Below are 20,260 nucleotides of genomic sequence, written 5' to 3' on the forward strand. Positions count from 1 at the left end.
TAAACTTCAAAACAAATATAGTTGTTCGATTCATTAAAAACCAAAGGTTGATTACATACTAAAGATATTACACAAACATATGGACTTGACTCCTAACAACATCTCTTATGGACATTTCTCAGAATTCTGTCCCTAACAACACCTCTTACTGACATTTCTCAGGATTCTGTCCCTAACAACGCCTCTTACGGACACTTCTCGGAATTTTGTCCCTAACAGCACCCGTTATACTCACGATATGAACATTTTTCCTTATTAATTCGTTCACTTTGCTGTTTCCCACACCAAAGTGTTTTTATTTATATGATTTAACTGTTAAAATAAATTATATTTGACAAGAAAGTTGTGAGTAAATGAAACCTTTTAAAAAGAAACAAAGTCGGCAAATAACGCTTCCTTTATATAAGTTATTCATTATATTATTTGTTACGGTCTTATTAACGGCTGTTGTGACGTTTGCTTCGTATAAATTCGGTTTATACTTTGGCAATGATCAACAAAAAGAACTTAACAAAATTGAAGAGGCTTATAAACAAATTAATAATGACTATTACAAAGATGTTGATGACGACAAATTAACACAAGGCGCTATTGATGGTATGATCAAATCTTTAGATGATCCTTACAGTGAATACATATCCGCTAAAGATACAACAAGCTATAACGAAGAAATTTCTGGTGATTTTGTTGGAATTGGTGCAGAGATGGAAATGCACGATGGCTACGTTAGAATTACGAGTCCTATGAAAGATTCTCCTGCTGAAAAAGCTGGCGTAAAATCTTTAGACGTCATTACGAAAGTTGACGATGAATCGATTAAAAATAAATCTTTAAATGAAATTGTTAAAAAAGTAAGAGGTAAAAAGGGTACTACTGTTACGTTAACAATTAAACGAGAAGGTAAAGAACCTTTCGATGTGAAGATTAAGCGTGACAAAATTCATCTTACAAGTGTCGATTATACGAAAAAGAAAGACACTGGCGTCATTGCAATTTCTAAGTTCCAAAATAAAACAACGAAAGAATTACAATCTGCATTGAAACAAGCGAAAAAAGACAAAGTGAAACATGTCGTTTTAGATTTAAGAAACAATCCAGGTGGTCTATTAGATGAAGTTGTGACGAGTGTTAACTTGTTTGTTGATAAAAACAAACCTGTTATATATTTAGAAACGAAAGGTGATAAACCACAAGCAGTTGAAACTGAAAACGACAAAATGTCTGGCATAGATGATATGGATTATACTGTACTGGTTAATAAAGGATCTGCAAGTGCTGCAGAAATATTCGCAGGTGCTTTACAAGATTATAAAATTGCAGATGTCCTAGGTACAACGACTTTTGGTAAAGGAATCGGACAAGTTCATAAAGAATTTAGCGATTCTAGCATTTTGAAATATACAAACATGAGATGGTTAACACCTAACAAATCTTATATTCATAAAAAAGGGATTCAACCAGATAAAACCATTAAAGCACCTAAATATGAAGAAATAGAAATAATCGATCCAAGTAAGACTTACCAAGAAGACGATCAATCTAAAGAAATTAAATCAATTAAGATTGGTTTGAACGCTTTAGGGTATAATATTAACAGTGAAAATGACCAATTTGATGCCCATCTGACATCACAAGTTAAATCATTCCAAAGTGATCATGATTTAACAGCAAATGGTATTTTCACAGATGATACAACTAAGAAATTTATTGAACTTTTACGCAAGAAAATCCGTAGTGAAGATAAACAACTTGATGAAGCAATTCAATATATGCATAAGTAAATGGGGGAAACTAGTTTGAGAAAAGCAACAAGATCAGATATTCAACATATTAATCAACTAACAGAAATGGCTAAATCTATTATGGAGCACGATCAGAACCCTCAATGGGATCATCGTTATCCATTAGAGAAGCATTTCTACGAAGATATAGATAACGGAGACTTATATCTATATGAAGAAAACAATGATATTGCAGGCTATATATGTGTCAATCAAGTACAAGCTGAATGGTATAAACAATTTGACTGGCCAGCTAATACTGACGGCGCATATGTCATTCATAGAATGGCTACAAATCCTGAATATAAAGGTGTCGCAATGAAGATGATGCAATTTGCTATTGATATTGCTACTGAAGCAGGAACGCCTATTATCATAACGGATACATTTTCACTTAATAAACGTGCACAAAGACTGTTTGAAAAATTTGATTTTATTAAAATGGGTGAATATGAAACAGATGAATTTCCATTTGATAAGAACGCACCATTTTATGCATATTATAAATTGATAGAGAACGAGGAGAAATAAACATGAAGAAGATAGCATTTACCGGTGGCGGTACGATAGGACATGTTGCAGTAAATTTAGCACTCATTCCTGAAGCACAAAAGCGTGATATAGAAACAATATATATTGGATCTAAAAATGGTATTGAGAAAGAAATGATTACTGACTCTGCCAAAGATACGAAATATATTCCGATATCAAGCGGGAAGTTACGTCGATATTTATCTTTTGAGAATTTAAAAGACGTCTTTAAAGTTTTAAAAGGTATATTAGACGCTAGAAAAGTATTAAAAAAAGAAAAACCAGATTTAGTCTTTTCTAAAGGTGGTTTCGTCAGTGTTCCAGTTATTATCGCTGCCAAATCATTAAAAATTCCTTCAATTGTGCATGAATCAGATGTTACACCTGGTTTAGCAAACAAAATATCAATGAAATTTGCTAATAAAATGTATACAACTTTTGAAGAAACTTTAAAATATGTACCTAAAGAAAAATCAGATTATATTGGTGCGATTATTAGAGAAGATTTAAGAGATGGCTCTAAAGAAGAAGGTTATCAATTAACGGGCTTTAATGATCAATTACCTGTATTACTCGTAATGGGTGGTAGTTTAGGTTCTAAAGCATTAAATAAAGCGATTCGAGATAATCTAGACTTTTTAACAAAGAAATATCAAATTATTCATTTAACTGGTAAAGGTCACATAGATCATAATATTAAAAACGACAATTATGTCCAATATGAATTTGTTTCAAATGAATTAATGCACTTCTATGCGATTACGGACACTGTTATTAGTAGAGCAGGCGCTAATGCTATATACGAATTTGCGACATTGAAGTTACCAATGTTATTAATCCCACTTGGTTTAGATCAATCAAGAGGAGACCAAATTGATAACGCTAAAATTTTCGAGAAAAATGGATATGCTAAAGTATTACAAGAAAAAGATGTGGACCAAGCTAATCTGATCAATCAACTGGATAAATTAGAAAACGAACGAGAAGCTATTATTGACAAAATGTCACATTTCAAAGAAAGTTATACTAAAGAAACACTATTCAACAAAATCGAATCAGACATAAAGTAAAGGGGGCAATCGAATGAGCCAAGCAAACCGTACTTTACTCATACTAATATTTAGTTTGATATTTGGAGTCATTGCATTTTTCCATGAATCAAGACTCGGTAAATGGATTGATAATGAAGTTTATAACTTTATATATTCAACTGAAAGCTTTATAACGACTTCTATAATGCTTGGTTTCACAAAACTAGGAGAAGTTTGGGCAATGATTGCCTTATCACTCATTGTGATTTGTTACTTAAAACTTAAAAAATATAACATTGAAACATTATTTTTTGCAGTTACGATGATTTTATCAGGTACATTAAATCCACTTCTTAAAAATATATTCGACAGAGAAAGACCAACTTTACTTAGACTGATAGATATTTCTGGATTTAGTTTTCCGAGTGGACATGCAATGGGATCCACCGCATTTTTCGGATCACTTATATTCATTATATTTAGAGTAGCGAACAAATCTATACGACCGTATTTGATGGGCTTATGTGTCATTTGTATCGCAATGATATCATCATCACGCGTGTATTTAGGCGTACATTATCCAACTGATATTATCGCTGGTATAATCGGCGGCGTTATTTGCATTATGCTAACACAAAGTATGTTACGAAAGAAATTATAGATGAGTATGGAACAGATGAGCTGTTCCATTCTTTTTTTTGGATTTAGCTGCCGTTATAAACAAGTTTGGCTAGAAGTGTTCACAAGGCACCCGTTACGAACAAGTTTGGTCAGAAGTGTTTATAAGGCACTCGCTATGAACAAGTTTGGCTAGAAGTGTTCATAAAACACTCGTTATTTGCAGTTCTCGCCAAAGATGCTAATACTGATACAGTTATTTACAGTTCTCGCCAGAACTGCTCATAACGCTTATATCCTCAATAAATCCAAACAAAAAAAACAGCCACAGTGATTTGGACAGAATCACTGCGGCTATTTTACTTTTATGGGCATAAAAGGGGGTTATAGAAAATGTTCAATCTATACTTAGAGGGGGAACTCTTTTATTTGATTGATAATCATTTTCAATTACTATTATAACCAATTGAGAATGAATGTCAATTAGTTATTTAAAATTTTTACTATTTTAAATGATAAAATAGTAATGCTCATATATAATGAACATGTTAAACTCGAAAATGTTATCTTTTACTAGAGGGGGAACTCTTTCATTGATAATCATTTTCAATTACTATTATAACTAACTGAGAATCATTGTCAATTAAAAATTGAAAACTTTTATAATTTTATTACGAGGTGGCACTATGAAAAAGATACTCATCATAGAAGATGAACAAAATTTAGCGAGATTTATAGAATTAGAACTTAAGCATGAGGACTATGAAGTGGAAATATGTAATGATGGTGAGAGTGGATTAAACCAAGCTTTAGCAGAAGATTACAATTGTATATTATTAGATCTCATGTTACCAAAAATGAATGGTCTTGAAGTATGTAGACGAGTTCGTCGCGAGAAAGATACGCCGATTATTATGATAACGGCTAAGGGCGATACATATGATAAAGTTATTGGTCTTGATTATGGCGCAGATGACTATATTGTTAAACCATTTGATATTGAAGAATTATTAGCGAGAATTCGCGTTATTATTAGAAGAAATGTAACAGTTGAACCAGTAAGTCATACAATTACTGTTAATGATTTAACAATTGATAAAAATGCTTTTTCTGTATCTATCCATGGTGAATCTGTTGATTTAACGAAGACTGAATATGAATTATTATTATTACTAGCTGAAAATCAAAATTTCGTCTTACAAAGAGAGCAGATTTTAAATCATGTATGGGGTTATGAGTCAGAAGTTGAGACAAATGTTGTGGACGTATATATTCGTTATTTACGTAACAAACTTAAACCATTCAAGAAAGAGAATATTATCGAAACTGTTAGAGGAGTGGGATACGTGATTAGATCATGAAACAACAATCATTAAAGACTAAATGGATGATGCTCACCACGACGATTACGTTTATTATATTTGCTTTATTCAGTATGTTTATCATTTATTTCATTAGTTTATATTTGAAAGACCAAGAAACAAGCACAGCAACTAGAAGTACGTATGACACAATTAATTTATTGAAGACGAAGACACTTGGTCAAATTACTTCAACTGATATTAATGCGACAATAACTGATAATCAAAAGCTTGTGCTATATGATAGATTTGGCAAACCTATTTTTGAAGAAACGCATAATAATGATTTAGATTATACGCCTAAATTTGAACGAGTGAATCAACTTAAAATTTATGAAACGAAACAAGATAATAAATCATATATTGTCGTTTATACACCTGTAAATACAAGTTATTTCAGTGGTTATGAAGCTGTCGTCCATCCGCTAGCAAATTATGATGCCATTATTAAATTTATGATTATATTAGCAACTGTATTTGGATTAACGGCATTGTTCTTAATTGCATTAATCAGTTATGTATTTTCATCACAAATCACTAAACCTATTACGATATTATCCGATAAAATGAAACAAATTCGTAGAGACGGTTTCCAAGAAAAACTTGAAGTACCCACAAACTATGAAGAAACAGACGATATGATCCAAACCTTTAATAGAATGATGGAACAATTGGAAAGTTCTTTTGATCAACAGAAACAATTCGTCGAAGATGCTTCACATGAATTGAGAACGCCGCTGCAAATTATACAAGGGCACTTAAACCTCATTCAAAGATGGGGTAAAAACAATCCAGAAGTATTAGAAGAATCTTTAGATATTTCGATTGAAGAAATGACACGTATTACGAAACTCGTCGAAGAACTTCTTTTATTATCAAAAGATGCTAGATCGAGTACAGGTGATGAGATTGATATTGTCGATATCAACTATGAAATAAATTCTAGAATTAAATCATTAAAGAAATTACATCCAGATTATACATTCAATTTCGAATCAAATTACAACGCAATTAGAATGAATATCAATCGATTTCATTTTGAACAAATGTTATTAATCTTTATTGATAACGCTATGAAATATGATAAGAAAAATAAAAATATTGAAATTGTGACGAATTTAAAAAACAGAAATATTACAATTGATATTATTGACCATGGTGTGGGCATACCTCAAAAGGACTTAGAATTCATATTTGACCGCTTTTATAGAGTTGATAAATCACGTTCTAGAAAAGAAGGCGGCAATGGACTCGGCCTTTCAATTGCTAAGAAATTAGTCAATTCTTATGATGGAATTGTGAAAGTTGAAAGTGTTGTGAATGAGTACACAAAAATATCAGTTGTATTCAAAGAATCTTTTATAAACAAATAAGTTCAATATTGTCAGATTAGCCTTTAACTCAATACTGTTAAGTGCTAAAATGGAAATGTAAACGGTTTATAATTTTCTTGGAGGGTGGAACATGAAGAATGATAATCATGTCGAAGCACCTGTAAGATTTGGAACTAACTTAGGGTTAATGTTAGAAATGTATGATAATTACGTTAATGATCCAGAGTCAGTACCGGAAGACTTGCAAGTGTTATTCGATGAATTAACAAGTAACAACACAGGCGCTGGCCTACAATCAAGTACTGGGGTGGACAACTCAAGTGTAAAACGTGTAATGCGTTTAATTGATAATATCAGACAGTATGGACATTTAACTGCAGATATTTATCCAGTGTACCGTCCAGAAAGAAAAAACGTACCAAAATTAACACATCAAGACTTTGGACTTTCAAAAGAAACTTTGGAAAAACTTCCAGCAGTTATCGTATCAGATCACTTTGATGGAGAATTTAACAATGCATATGAAGCAATAGAATATATGACTTCTTGTTACCAAGGTCCTATCGCTTTTGAGTACACGCATATTAATAATAATGAAGAACGCGTATGGTTGAAGAGATATATCGAATCAACACATACAATTGAAATTACTAAAGAAGAAAAAATCGAACTATTAAAAAGTTTAGCTGAAGTAGAAGGCTTTGAAAAATATATCCATAAGAATTTCGTAGGTGCTAAACGCTTCTCAATCGAGGGTGTAGATAGTTTAGTACCAATGTTACAAAGAGTATTAAAACGTACGAATGCTGCAAATATACCAAACATCCAAATTGGTATGGCGCATAGGGGTAGATTAAACGTTTTAACTCACGTATTAGAAAAGCCATATGAAATGATGATTTCTGAATTTATGCATAAGAATCCACTTATTTTCTTACCGAAAGATGGTTCTTTAGAAATTACAGCTGGTTGGACAGGCGATGTTAAATATCACTTAGGTGGTACGAAGACAACAAGTAAATACGGTATCGAACAATCGATTACTTTAGCCAACAACCCAAGTCACCTAGAAATCGTTTCTCCAGTCGTACTTGGTAAAGCGAGAGCAAACCAAGATACAACAGCAGATGCAGGAAGACCAAGTCAAGATGTTAATAAATCACTTGCAGTCTTAATTCATGGTGATGCTGCATTCCCTGGACAAGGTATTAACTTTGAATCTATGAACTTAAGTAATTTAGATGGTTACACAACTGGTGGTTCATTACACATTATTACAAATAACAGAATTGGTTTCACTACTGAAGCTGAAGATGGACGCTCAACAACATACTCAACAGATGTTGCAAAAGGCTATGACTTACCAATTATCCATGTAAATGCAGATGATGTTGAAGCTACTGTTAAAGCTATTGAAATGGCAATGGACTTCAGAGAGAAATTCAATAAAGATTTCGTCATCGATTTAGTTGGTTATAGACGTTATGGACATAACGAAATGGACGAACCATCTATTACAAATCCGATGATGTATAAAGCGATTAAAGAACATCCATCTATTGAACATATTTATGGTAAAAAGCTTGTCGAAGAAGGCATTATTACAGAAGCTGAAATGAATGAAATTTTTGAAGATGTAACGAAACGCTTAAGAGCTGCTCATGACAAGATTGATAAAGATGCTGAGATGGATAATCCAGAAATGACTTTACCTGATAACATCAGTGAAGGACAAGATTATGAGTTAGCAAACGCTACTTATGAAGAATTAAAAGCGATTAATGATGCAATGTTTGATTATCCAGAAGATTTCACAGTCTTCAAGAAGTTAAACAAAGTATTAGATAGACGTCGTGAACCATTTGAAAAAGACGGTCTTGTAGACTGGGCACATGCTGAACAACTTGCATTTGCGACAATTTTACAAAATGGTACACCAATTCGATTAACTGGACAAGATTCAGAACGTGGAACATTCGCACATAGACATGCTGTGTTACATGATGAGAAAGATGGTAAGTTATTCATTCCATTACATCATGTACCGAATGGTAAAGCATCATTCGATATTCATAACTCACCATTATCTGAAGCTGCAGTAGTTGGTTTTGAATATGGTTATAATGTTGATCATCCACAATCATTTAATATTTGGGAAGCACAATATGGTGACTTTGCAAATATGGCACAAATGATATTCGATAACTTCTTATCTAACAGTAATGCTAAATGGGGAGAAAAGAGTGGTTTAGCTTTATTCTTACCACATAGTAATGAAGGACAAGGTCCTGAACATTCATCAGCAAGATTGGAAAGATTTTTACAATTAGCTGGAGAAAACAACATGACAATCGCAAACTTAACAAGTGCTTCTAACTATTATCACTTATTAAGAAGACATGCAAAATATCTTAACACAGATAAAATGAGACCATTAGTCTTAATGTCACCAAAAAGCTTATTAAGAAATAAAATTGTTTCACGTCCAATTGAAGAATTCACTAAAGGACAATTTGAACCAATTTTAGTTGAACCATATAAGAAGACTAAAGTTAAGAAAGTTATTATTTCATCAGGAAAAATGTTTATTGACTTAAAAACTGAATTACAAAAAGATCCTAACGATGAACTTTGTCTAATTGCACTTGAACAACTTTATCCATTCCCTAAAGAAGAGATAAAGAACGTTCTTTCTGAATTCAGAAATCTAGAAACAGTTCGCTGGGTTCAAGAAGAAGCGAAAAACCAAGGTGCTTGGTCATTCGTTAGCTTAAAACTTCAAGACATTCTAGAAGATCGCAAAGTAGAGCTTGAATATCACGGTCGTAAAGTACGTTCTTCAACTGCAGAAGGCGACGGCGAAATATACAAACTTATACAAAGTAAAGTAATCCAAGAAGCTTTAAAACATAATTAGGGGGAAAAGAATCATGTCAGAGGTAAAAGTACCAGAATTAGCAGAATCAATTACAGAAGGAACAATTTCAGAATGGCTCAAATCAGTTGGTGACCAAGTTGAAAAAGGCGAAAATATCGTCGAACTTGAAACTGACAAAGTAAATGTTGAAGTCATTTCAGAAGTTGCAGGTGTTCTAACTGAAATCAAAGCTGAAGAAGGCGATACTGTTGAAGTAGGTTCAGTCATTGCAGTCGTTTCAGACGGAGAAGCACAACCAGCTTCAAACGATGCTAAACCTGAAAAGCAAGAAGAACCATCTAAAGAAGATGCAGGTAAACCAGAAGCTACAGAAGCTAAAGAAGAAACAGCATCTTCAAATGAAAGAATTCAAGCAACACCATCAGCACGTCGTTTAGCACGTGAAAAAGGTATCGACTTAAGCAAGGTTAAGACTCAGGCAGGAGACGTTATTCGTCCAGAAGACGTTGAAAGTGCAGCTAAACCTCAACCACAAGCTAAACCAGCTGAGAAAAGCCAACCAGCACAAGCTAAATCTAATGACAATCCTTCTAAACCTGTTGTTCGTGAGAAATTATCACGTAGACGTCAAACAATAGCTAAGAAATTATTAGAAGTATCTAATAATACAGCTATGTTAACAACATTTAATGAAGTTGATATGACTAACGTAATGGAATTACGTAAACGTAAGAAAGAAAAATTCCAAGAAGACCATAACGGTACTCGTTTAGGATTCATGTCATTCTTCACTAAAGCAGCAGTTGCAGCATTGAAGAAATATCCTGATGTAAATGCTGAAATTGATGGTACTGATTTAGTACTTAAACAATTCTATGATATCGGTATTGCCGTTTCTACAGAAGAAGGTTTAGTAGTACCAATCGTTAAAGATTGTGACAAGAAAAACTTCGCTGAAATCGAACAAGATATCGTAGACTTAGCTGTTAAAGCTAAAGATAAAAAATTAGGCTTAGATGACATGATGGGTGGATCATTCACTATAACTAATGGTGGTGTATTTGGTTCATTAATGTCTACACCAATTATCAATGGTACACAAGCTGCTATTTTAGGTATGCACTCAATTGTTACAAGACCAATTGCAATTGATAAAGATCGTATGGAAAATAGACCGATGATGTACATCGCGTTAAGCTATGACCACAGAATTATTGATGGAAAACAAGCAGTAGGATTCTTAAAAACAATTAAAGACTTAATTGAAAATCCAGAAGATTTATTATTAGAATCTTAATATAGGATTAAGGGAAAATACAACGACATTTATTGTCGTTGTATTTTTTCATTTTATGAATCATCTCAATTCTGAGTTGGGGTTTTATTTTTAGTTGAAAATGGCTTACTATAAAGAAAGTATTTAATTAAAACAATAATTTTAAATGGGGGATAATATGGGGAAATCGATACATGAACGTTGGAAAGAAGACGCGTATTACTATGAAAAACGTGCGGCAGAAGATGAGAACTACGAAGAAACGAAAGCACGAGTCGAAAAGAAAAAGGCTCAAATTAAAGAATCATTGAAACACAATAAGGATAAAAACAAACAAATGGAAGAACGTTTGAGTAAGAAAAATAGATAATGGGTTAACAATACAATTGATTAACAATGTTGAATTTTAAATTAAGCACACCTCTATCAATATTTAATTAAATACCTAGTGCTATTAATATATTAAAGTGGTAAAATTATTTAAAAATACTATTAAACAAAATATAAAAAAGAGGTGGGCAAAATGACAGTTGATTGGTCAATATTGTCAAATCCTATTGTTGCATCTATAGTAGGGGGCTCCGTAGGTTGGTCACTATCACAATTTACAAATAGGAAAAGAATGAAACACGAAAAAGAAATAAATGACATGAAGTTAAAAGCAGATGTCGTAGTAAAATCAAGAATGGAATGGATTAAAGAAGTAAGGGAATTAAGTAGTGATTTAGTAGCTGAACACACTAATCAACTACTAAATATTAAAAAATTAATAAGTCTTTCAAATGAGTTTAATAGATATCAATCATTAATGTTTCAAGAGATTAATGAAGAAAAACCTAGTATTGAAAGTATTAATAGATATAACTCAGAGTCGATTAAAATAGTTGAAGAAATTACAGAAATAGACAAACTATTTGCAGAAAAAACTCAAACGTTCAATAAAATTCAATTTAAATTTATAAATTACTTTCCTAACGAAACCATAAATAATGAAACAAATAAAGAAAATGAAATTTTAATAAAAAAATGGAAGATGTTATTATCACTGTTGAAGAATTAAGAAAAACATGGCAAGAGAATATCAATAAGGAATATTTGAACAAATCTCCACAAGATTATTTATTACAAATTAATGAAATCGGAGAAGAATTCAATGATGATATAAAAGAAACATCAAATGAACTTGATGAATTTATAAAGATAATCACATTTTATTTGAAACAGGAATGGGAAAAGGTTAAACGGATTGAATAATTTACCGAAATCCCCCAAAGTATTAAATGATAATAGATATTTATATAAAACAGATTACTTATAAACCACTTCACTAAAACATTTTAACAAATATAAATGAAATATATATACTACCTAAATCCAGAAGATTTATTATTAAAATCTTAATTTAGGATTATGGGAAAATACAACGGCGGAAATCGTCGTTGTATTTTTTTCGTTTTATGTACTTTTATATTAAGTGCTTATCTTGCATATTAATGGTAGAATTACCAAGATATATTTTATCAGCTGGACATTCTTTATATAAATCGGAGGTTAGAATATTATGCATTCTAATAAGCTTAAAGGAATTTTTAATGCAACTGGAGCTAATATTTATTATGAATCAAAAGGTAATGGCGAAAATTTATTATTAATTCACGCCGGAATTGTAGATTCAAGAATGTGGGATAACGAATTCAACTTACTGTCTGAAAAATATCGAGTAGTCAGGTTTGATCTTCCTGGCTTTGGGTTAAGTGATTTTACTGAAGGAAGTTACAATTATAATCTAATTATAAATGAACTACTTATACATTTAGACATTCATCATACACATATTTTAGCAGCTTCATTTGGTGGAAAAATAGCTCTTGATTTTTATTTAGAAAACCCTGCAAAGTGTCTGAGTTTTGCGCTTTTGTCTCCAGCTATAAGTGGTTGGAATGCATCTACTTTCTTACAAAATTATGAAGAAAAAGAAGAAAGATTAATAGATGAAGGGAAAATAGAAGAAACTGCACAGTATAATTATGCGACTTGGATACAAAGAAATCGATCATCAGAAATCATTAATCCAGATGTGAAGCAATTGATTATGGATATGCAGCGAAAAATTTTAACTAAAGGTGAACCTAATGTTTCTTCTGAAGAAATAGAAGTTGAAGATAATATCTCACAATTAAATAATATTGAGATACCTGTATTGATTGTTAATGGTCAATGTGATGTACCAGATTTTCTAGAAATCGCTGAGGTTATGATTAAAGAAATCCCAAATGTAAAAAATATTATAATACCTAATACTGCACATTTAGCTAACCTTGAATCACCGGAGCTCTTTTTAAAAATAATTTCGGAATTCTTTGCCGAGAATACTAATAAAAGTTAAGATAGATCGATAGTATTTGCACTTTGAACCAGAACTGCTAATAACGGTATCAGTATTTGCACCTTTGGCCAGAACTGCTAATAACGAGGTTCTTATTTACAAAACTCAAAAGAAGTGTAAATACTGCGACTCTTATGAACACTTTCAACTAAACTTGTTCGTAACGGCGCCCATACAACCCAAAAATATATTTTTCATTATTCTCAATTTGATTGATTTGTCATACTTTGAATTTATTTGATATAATTTATAGGAATTCATATATAGGAGAGATATTCATGAATGGACTACGAAGTGTTACATTATGGACTTTTGATATTAAAGAAACAGAGTCATTTTATAAAGATATTTTAGGGCTTAATACCTTGATGAACCATGAAAAGAATATCTTACATATCGGCGATGCAAATCTTGCACCTGGTACGAGACTGATTTTCAAGCAATATTCTGGTGATTCAGATCAATTAGATACGCATTTTCACGGGATTGCTTTACGTGTACCGACTGATTACGCATTATATGAATATAAACAACAATTTGATGATCATAAAGTTAAATATGAGTCTGTGCAACAATTAAATGGTAAGCACCTATTTAAATTTTATGATAATAATGGACATGCGTTACATCTTATTTCTGATGAACAAAATTCCGGTGTACCTCTTGGAACTGCTTATGATGGTGGTCCAATTAGTCCCATTCATCAAATTCAAGGAATTGGACCGGTCATGGTTAAATCACCTGAGACTCAAGCAACTGGCTCATTATTAAATAATATTTTTGAGTTGCAATTGTTTGCTGAATACAAGACAATAGATGATGAGTCAGCTATCGTATTTAAAGTCGGTGCTGGTGGAAATGGCGGAGAGTTACATTTGATTGATTATCCAGATGCAATTGAGTCATTAAATCCACCTATCGAAAGAGTAGCAATCTCCATTGATGATATCGATCATTTTGAAAAAATAGTTAATCACGTTAAAGAAATTGAAATGGAACATCATATTATTCAACATGAAGCCGGCTTAATTTCGTTATATGTGCGTGATTTAACTGGCATCATCATTACAATTACATATGACACAGTGAATTAAAGGAGCGGTTTATTTATGTTACATGAAACTTGGAAAGAAAATCACGTTATTAAACAAGTAGAAGTTACAAATACAGATGCACAAAAATTTAAAGTATCTGATATGTTAACAGTAGGTAAAACATATGATGTCGTTAATGAAACAGAAGAATATTATCAAATCATTGATAATTCTGGACATGTTGGCGGCTACTACAAAATATACTTTAAAGAAGTATAAATATACGATAAGAGTCTGATACATCTATATGTTCCGGACTCTTTTTTAAGTTTATAAAATGTACTAAAGGAGAACACAATGGCTAATTTTAATAAATATTTAAACAACGACGAAACTATATATGATGACGCTTTGTCTATGATAAAGCTTAATAAGAATATACTTTTAAAAGGACCGACTGGTTCAGGGAAAACGAAACTTGCTGAAACACTTGCGAGAGATTTAAATAAACCGATGCATTCTGTAAACTGTTCTGTAGATTTAGATGCAGAAAGTTTATTAGGTTTCAAAACAATTGAAACAAATGAACAAGGTCATCAACAAATTGTATTTATCGATGGACCTGTTATTAAAGCTATGAAGAATGGTGACATTTTATATATCGATGAAATCAATATGGCGAAACCAGAAACGTTACCTATTTTAAATGGTGTATTAGACTTTAGAAGATCGTTAACAAATCCATTTACTGGTGAAGTCGTACAAGCTAAAGAAGGTTTTTCAGTCGTTGCCGCAATCAACGTAGGCTATATCGGAACATTACCAATGAACGAAGCATTAAAAAACAGATTCGTTGTCTTAGATATTGATTATATAGATGGCGAAACATTAAAAATGATTATTAAAGAACAAAGTGCATTACAAGATGATGAAATCATCGATTCAATTGTTCAATTTAATAAGGATTTACGCATTATGTCGAGCCAAGGTCAAATTTCAGAAGAATCAGCGAGTATAAGAGCATTGATTGACTTAGCTGATTTAGCAACTGTTATTCCAGTTAGACGTGCGATTAAACGTGCCATTATAGACAAAATAGACGACGAAAGAGAACAACAAGCTATACAAAATGCAATTGAATTAATTTTCGAGTAAGGAGAATATCATGAGTGATCGTTTTATATTATTTAATGACGAACAAATCGATGCACAACAAATAATGATGTTAACTGATTTAGCAAAATTATTACTTGAAGATCCAAACGTTAAAGTTTCTTTCCAAAAATTCCAACACTATGATCCTATCAACAATACATGTAATGTTAGTTTCACATGGTTACATCGACCTGAACACATTATAAATGCAGGGCTAAAATCCGACATAATGTTAGATACTTTAGGATTTAAACATACAGACCCAGCTATATATAAAGAAGTATTAGATGAGTCATTTGATCATATGAGCTTTTTCAAACAATTATTTATGCTTATTGAAGAATACCGTCTATCAAATTTGATTATGTCTAAACGTCCAGTCACTAAAAAGTTGTTTAAGCATAGATTGAACGTCAAAATCAAACAAAATAATAGTCAAATTCATGTTTATCAAACGAAGACAACTTATACAGACTTATTATTTTTAGCAATAGAACATGCTATTTTAAACGAAAATTTCATCAACAATATTTCAATAAATGATGATTTTGATGATGCACTCGTACAAGTGTTTAATCGATTAACGCAAATATTCAACTTGCAATCATCTGAAGATAGTTATGATTTAGCTGTAAGTATCATGATTTTAGTGGATTATTTATTAAAAGAAGATATGCTCAACCAGTATTATCATATCCCAGAGCGTATTTATCGTTCTTATGAAAAAGAATGGACTTTAGAAGATTTAAAACGTCAAGATGCAGCTAACACTGATCAAAGTCATGAACAAGAACATGATCCAGACGATATTGAAACTGCAGATGCTGAAACAAAGACGAACGACAGTCAAACTGACAGTAAATCCTATTTAGAAATGGAACTTCACGAAGGCGAAAATAGCGACATTCTGACAGATAACGATAGAGAAGGTGACGCTGGCGATGATATGACGGATATGATGGAGAAAAAAGGTAAGGGCTCTAACAATACTTTAGATGATGAAGAGGGCGGTGCCCGAGGTCTTAACCAACAATATCAACTTAAAGGTATTAATCAAAATGTTTCTCTTACTTTCAATCGACCAGATATTTTACCAGCTCATATGGAAGCATATAAAGAAGCTGTCGATAGTGTTCAATTTGAAATAAAAGACTTAACGAGCATTATTCAAAAATCAATGAATCATCAATATAGTGATATAAGAGAGAACTTAACTAAAGGTCGATTACAAAAAAATCTTCTAAATTGGTTTATCGATGATCAATATAAACTATTCTTCAAAAAAGATGCATTTAGCAGAAAACTAGATGCAACATTCACATTATTAGTTGATGCATCAGCAAGTATGCATGACAAAATGGAAGAAACTAAAAAAGGTGTCGTCTTATTCCATGAAACACTGAAAAATTTAGATATTAAACATGAAATTCTTGGTTTTAGTGAGGATGCTTTTGAAGCTGATAAATTAAATCAACCTAACACTATTGAAGAACTTATCTTATATAATGAATCAACACTTAAACAGAATGATGCAAGAATTATGACGTTGGAACCTCAAGATGATAATAGAGACGGTGTCGCATTAAGAGTTGCAACTCAACATTTACTTCAAAGATCTGAGTCTCAAAAATTCTTAATTGTATTTTCTGACGGGGAACCTTCAGCTTTTGATTATGCAGAAGACGGCATTATAGATACACATGAAGCTGTGATAGAAGCAGATAAACAAGGGATTTATGTCTTTAATGTATTCCTTAATCAAGACCTAATTGATGAAGCCACGAAAAAGACTGTTCATAACATCTATGGTAAACAAAGTTTATTTGTTGAAGGTGTTGAAAATTTACCATACCAATTGGCTCCGTTATTGAAAAAATTACTGTTGCAATCTATATAATTAACAAACCTAAATAATAACATTCTTTTTTAAATTTTCAGAAATTTCATATAGACGAAAACAAACTCCAATGATAAAATATAAATTATTGTTAGACGCAAAAGGAGTAAAATATATGAACAAGAATATTTTTGTAGTAGGGTTTATGTTATTCGCGATATTCTTTGGTGCCGGGAACCTAATATTCCCACCAGCATTAGGATTATCGAGCGGTCATTTCTTCTGGCCAGCTATATTTGGTTTTGCAATTACGGGAATCGGTTTGCCACTTATTGGTGTAATCGCAGGTTCAATTGAGGACAAGGGATACAGAGTTTCATTAAGCAAAATTCATCCAGTCTTTGCAATTGTATTATTAGTTGCAATTTCTTTAACAATAGGACCATTATTCGCAATACCACGTACAGCAGCAACATCTTTCGAGATGGGTATTACACCAATTTTTGATACAAATAGTTCAATGGCTTTATTTATTTTCTCACTGATTTACTTTGTCATTGTCTTTTACTTAAGTTTCAACTCAAGTAAAATGGTTGATAAAGTCGGTGCGATTTTAACACCATTACTATTAATTTCGATTACAGCATTAATTATTAAAGCATTCTTCTCATTAGGTGGAGAAGCATCTGTTGCAGGTGATACTGCTGTATATAGTAGTGCTGGAACAAGCTTTGGTAAAGGTTTCGTTGAAGGTTACTTAACAATGGATGCTATCGCAGCTATTGCTTTCTCACTAATTGTTATTACAGCAATTAAGAGTAAAGGTGTAACGAGAGAAACAGGATTATTCAAACAAACAATTTATTCAGGTGTTATTGCAGCAATTGCACTTGGATTTATTTACATCTCATTAGGTTGGATCGGTAATCACATGAACGTTTCAGCTGAGACACTTAAAGAATTAAACGATAACGGTCAAAATATCGGTACATATCTCTTAACAACAGCCGCACAATTAGCATTCGGTGAATTTGGTAAATATTTAATCGGTATTATCGTTGCATTAGCTTGTTTAACAACAGCTACAGGTTTAATCGTATCAGTGAGTGAATTCTTCCACGAAATTATACCTAAAATTTCTTACAAATGGTTTGTAACAATCTTTACATTAATTAGTTTCATCCTTTCAAATCAAGGTTTAACTACAGTAATTAAAGGTTCACTACCAGTATTATTAGTGTTATATCCAATCGCAATTACAGCTGTATTATTAATTGTTCTTGCTAAATACGTTGGTACACCACCAATCGCACAGCAATTATCAGTAGCACTTGTAACAATTATTTCATTAATATCAGTTGTAAACCAAATGGGTTGGGCTAAAATTGGATTTATTCAACAATTACCATTATCAACTTACCAAATGGAATGGATTCCGTTTGCAATCGTTGGATTCATTATTGGATTTATAATTGGTAAAGTTAAGAATCAAGCTCCAATCACATATTCGTAAGTTGTATAAGAATCTTCAAATTAATTTTGAAGATTCTTATTTTTTATGTCATCATATTGATAACAATATAAAAAGGGGTTGGTTTTCATGATATTAAATGCATTTATAAACAAAGATGAAACATGGTTATTGTGGGCAATTCTAGTAGGTATTGCAGCGCTTAGTATCTTTTTAGAACAAAGGTATCAATTTGCAGCAAAACTAACAGGCGCTATCATTGCATTAGTTGGTGCGATGATATTATCCAATCTCAATATCATTCCAATTGAATCGCCAGTTTATGATCAAGTATGGGAATATGTTATTCCATTAGCAATTCCTTTACTTTTATTTAGATCAAACATATTTAAAATATGGAAAGAAAGTAGAAGACTTTTATTTATATTTCTTATCAGTTCAGTAGGTACTGTAGTAGGTGTTGCAGCAGGATTTTTATTACTTCATCAATTCATACCTGAACTAGATAAAATTGGTGCTATGATGACTGGTAGTTACATAGGTGGTGGTGTGAATTTTGCAGCACTGAGCACGAAATTCCAAACACCTGGAGAATTAGTTTCCGCAACAGTTGTAGCCGATAATAGCGTAATGGCGTTCTACTTCATTGTACTCATTACGCTACCGAATATGAAATTTGTTAAAAAATATTTTAAAAGACTTTATACGTCAAATGATGATGGAAACAGTAATCAAGCAGAAGCATATTGGAAACGAAATGAAATAAGTCTAAAAGATATTGCTTATTCGATTTCTATAGCATTTGCGTTAGTTGCGATAAGTTTTAAAATTTCAGAACTCGTTAATGAATAGATGCCTAAAAACAATCACTTTATGGAAATATTAGTGAGTATTATAGGTGACCAATTTTTATTATTAACAACATTAACACTTGTTACAGTAGCTATGTTTAGTAAATTCTTTGAGAATTTAAACGCTTCTGATGAACTCGGTACATTTTTAATATATATTTTCTTTGTCGTAATAGGTGTACCAGCATCTATACCAATCATTATCAAAACAGCACCATTATTATTTATTTTCGTTGCCGTTATTTTGATTTTCAATTTATCTATAACACTGTTCTTCGGAAAATTGTTCAAATTCAATATAGAGGAAATGTTACTAGCTAGTAACGCTAATGCCGGAGGACCAACAACAGCAGCTGCATTAGCAATATCTAAAGGTTGGCAAGGATTAGTCGGACCTATTTTAATCATCGGTACTTTAGGTTATGTAATCGGAAATTACGTCGGAACATTAATGGGGTATTTCTTAGGCCAATTTATGTAAGAAGGTGTATGGATGAGTAGGGGGATGTAGGAGATGTGAGTTTGTTGGGGGATAACTCAGATGTTTTGTGATCTCGTGCGTTTATTTCATCTTTTATTCACATCTAAAACCAAGTCTTAGCCTAACTAAGTAATTAAGCCATGACTGATGTGAACCCAAATATTTGACCTAAACAAATCAAATTATTGGGGTGCATTCTTATGAGGAAAAAATATGATTTTAAATTCAAAATAAA

17 protein-coding genes and 1 pseudogene are annotated in these 20,260 nt (G+C 32.0%); all 18 read left to right on the plus strand.

Translation table 11 applies throughout. The features are described from left to right. Window positions 1–353: 353 nt before the first annotated feature. The 18 genes and pseudogenes from LQ686_RS12815 to LQ686_RS12900 all read left to right on the plus strand — a co-directional run bounded on the left by LQ686_RS12815 (window position 354) and on the right by LQ686_RS12900 (window position 20,025). Complete coding sequence (locus LQ686_RS12815; protein ID WP_107590717.1) at window positions 354–1,781, plus strand: S41 family peptidase; 1,428 nt, start codon at window positions 354–356, stop codon at window positions 1,779–1,781. Further along, a complete protein-coding gene (locus tag LQ686_RS12820; RefSeq protein ID WP_180991491.1) occupies window positions 1,782–2,312 on the plus strand; it encodes a GNAT family N-acetyltransferase in 531 nt (176 codons plus the stop codon). A gap of 2 nt (window positions 2,313–2,314) precedes the next feature. Beyond that, on the plus strand, window positions 2,315–3,382 hold the full coding sequence (locus LQ686_RS12825) for an undecaprenyldiphospho-muramoylpentapeptide beta-N-acetylglucosaminyltransferase (protein WP_204180631.1): 1,068 nt from the start codon (window positions 2,315–2,317) through the stop codon (window positions 3,380–3,382). 13 nt (window positions 3,383–3,395) lie between these two features. Beyond that, window positions 3,396–4,004 (plus strand): phosphatase PAP2 family protein, encoded by a 609-nt coding sequence (locus LQ686_RS12830; protein WP_037590506.1) that lies wholly within the window; start codon window positions 3,396–3,398, stop codon window positions 4,002–4,004. Between the two features lie 643 nt (window positions 4,005–4,647). Then, complete coding sequence (locus LQ686_RS12835) at window positions 4,648–5,322, plus strand: response regulator transcription factor (protein ID WP_037590505.1); 675 nt, start codon at window positions 4,648–4,650, stop codon at window positions 5,320–5,322. Next, window positions 5,319–6,695 (plus strand): HAMP domain-containing sensor histidine kinase, encoded by a 1,377-nt coding sequence (locus LQ686_RS12840; RefSeq protein WP_025905221.1) that lies wholly within the window; start codon window positions 5,319–5,321, stop codon window positions 6,693–6,695. The genes LQ686_RS12835 and LQ686_RS12840 overlap by 4 nt, the downstream gene beginning before the upstream one ends. Before the next feature lie 91 nt (window positions 6,696–6,786). Then, complete coding sequence (locus tag LQ686_RS12845) at window positions 6,787–9,573, plus strand: 2-oxoglutarate dehydrogenase E1 component (protein ID WP_239703218.1); 2,787 nt, start codon at window positions 6,787–6,789, stop codon at window positions 9,571–9,573. A 13-nt stretch (window positions 9,574–9,586) separates the two neighbouring features. After that, window positions 9,587–10,831 carry a 2-oxoglutarate dehydrogenase complex dihydrolipoyllysine-residue succinyltransferase gene (gene odhB / locus LQ686_RS12850; RefSeq protein WP_025905223.1) on the plus strand — a complete coding sequence of 415 codons (1,245 nt, stop codon included), beginning with the start codon at window positions 9,587–9,589 and terminating at the stop codon, window positions 10,829–10,831. Between the two features lie 157 nt (window positions 10,832–10,988). Then, window positions 10,989–11,180 carry a hypothetical protein gene (locus LQ686_RS12855; RefSeq protein WP_103362023.1) on the plus strand — a complete coding sequence of 64 codons (192 nt, stop codon included), beginning with the start codon at window positions 10,989–10,991 and terminating at the stop codon, window positions 11,178–11,180. Window positions 11,181–11,333: 153 nt separating this feature from the next. Further along, window positions 11,334–11,870 (plus strand): hypothetical protein, encoded by a 537-nt coding sequence (locus tag LQ686_RS12860; protein ID WP_107596997.1) that lies wholly within the window; start codon window positions 11,334–11,336, stop codon window positions 11,868–11,870. Between the two features lie 35 nt (window positions 11,871–11,905). Continuing rightward, window positions 11,906–12,064: a hypothetical protein gene (locus tag LQ686_RS12865; protein WP_204169484.1), complete on the plus strand. Its 159-nt coding sequence runs from the start codon at window positions 11,906–11,908 to the stop codon at window positions 12,062–12,064. Window positions 12,065–12,371: 307 nt separating this feature from the next. Beyond that, window positions 12,372–13,196 (plus strand): alpha/beta fold hydrolase, encoded by an 825-nt coding sequence (locus LQ686_RS12870; protein WP_239733445.1) that lies wholly within the window; start codon window positions 12,372–12,374, stop codon window positions 13,194–13,196. 278 nt (window positions 13,197–13,474) lie between these two features. Next, entirely contained in the window at window positions 13,475–14,290 is an 816-nt protein-coding gene (locus LQ686_RS12875) for a VOC family protein (RefSeq protein ID WP_025905041.1), read from the plus strand. Window positions 14,291–14,305: 15 nt separating this feature from the next. Next, entirely contained in the window at window positions 14,306–14,509 is a 204-nt protein-coding gene (locus tag LQ686_RS12880) for a DUF6501 family protein (RefSeq protein ID WP_107566076.1), read from the plus strand. Between the two features lie 78 nt (window positions 14,510–14,587). After that, complete coding sequence (locus LQ686_RS12885; RefSeq protein WP_025905039.1) at window positions 14,588–15,385, plus strand: ATP-binding protein; 798 nt, start codon at window positions 14,588–14,590, stop codon at window positions 15,383–15,385. Between the two features lie 10 nt (window positions 15,386–15,395). Further along, the gene (locus LQ686_RS12890; RefSeq protein ID WP_107590714.1) at window positions 15,396–17,282 is read left to right on the plus strand and encodes a vWA domain-containing protein; all 1,887 of its coding nucleotides are present in this window, start codon (window positions 15,396–15,398) and stop codon (window positions 17,280–17,282) included. A gap of 115 nt (window positions 17,283–17,397) precedes the next feature. Next, on the plus strand, window positions 17,398–18,735 hold the full coding sequence (gene brnQ, locus LQ686_RS12895) for a branched-chain amino acid transport system II carrier protein (protein WP_107596970.1): 1,338 nt from the start codon (window positions 17,398–17,400) through the stop codon (window positions 18,733–18,735). Window positions 18,736–18,822: 87 nt separating this feature from the next. Continuing rightward, window positions 18,823–20,025: pseudogene (locus LQ686_RS12900) on the plus strand (DUF819 family protein). Window positions 20,026–20,260 lie beyond the last annotated feature (235 nt).

This window comes from Mammaliicoccus sp. J-M41 (assembly GCF_022385935.1).
GTDB lineage: Bacteria > Bacillota > Bacilli > Staphylococcales > Staphylococcaceae > Mammaliicoccus > Mammaliicoccus sciuri_A.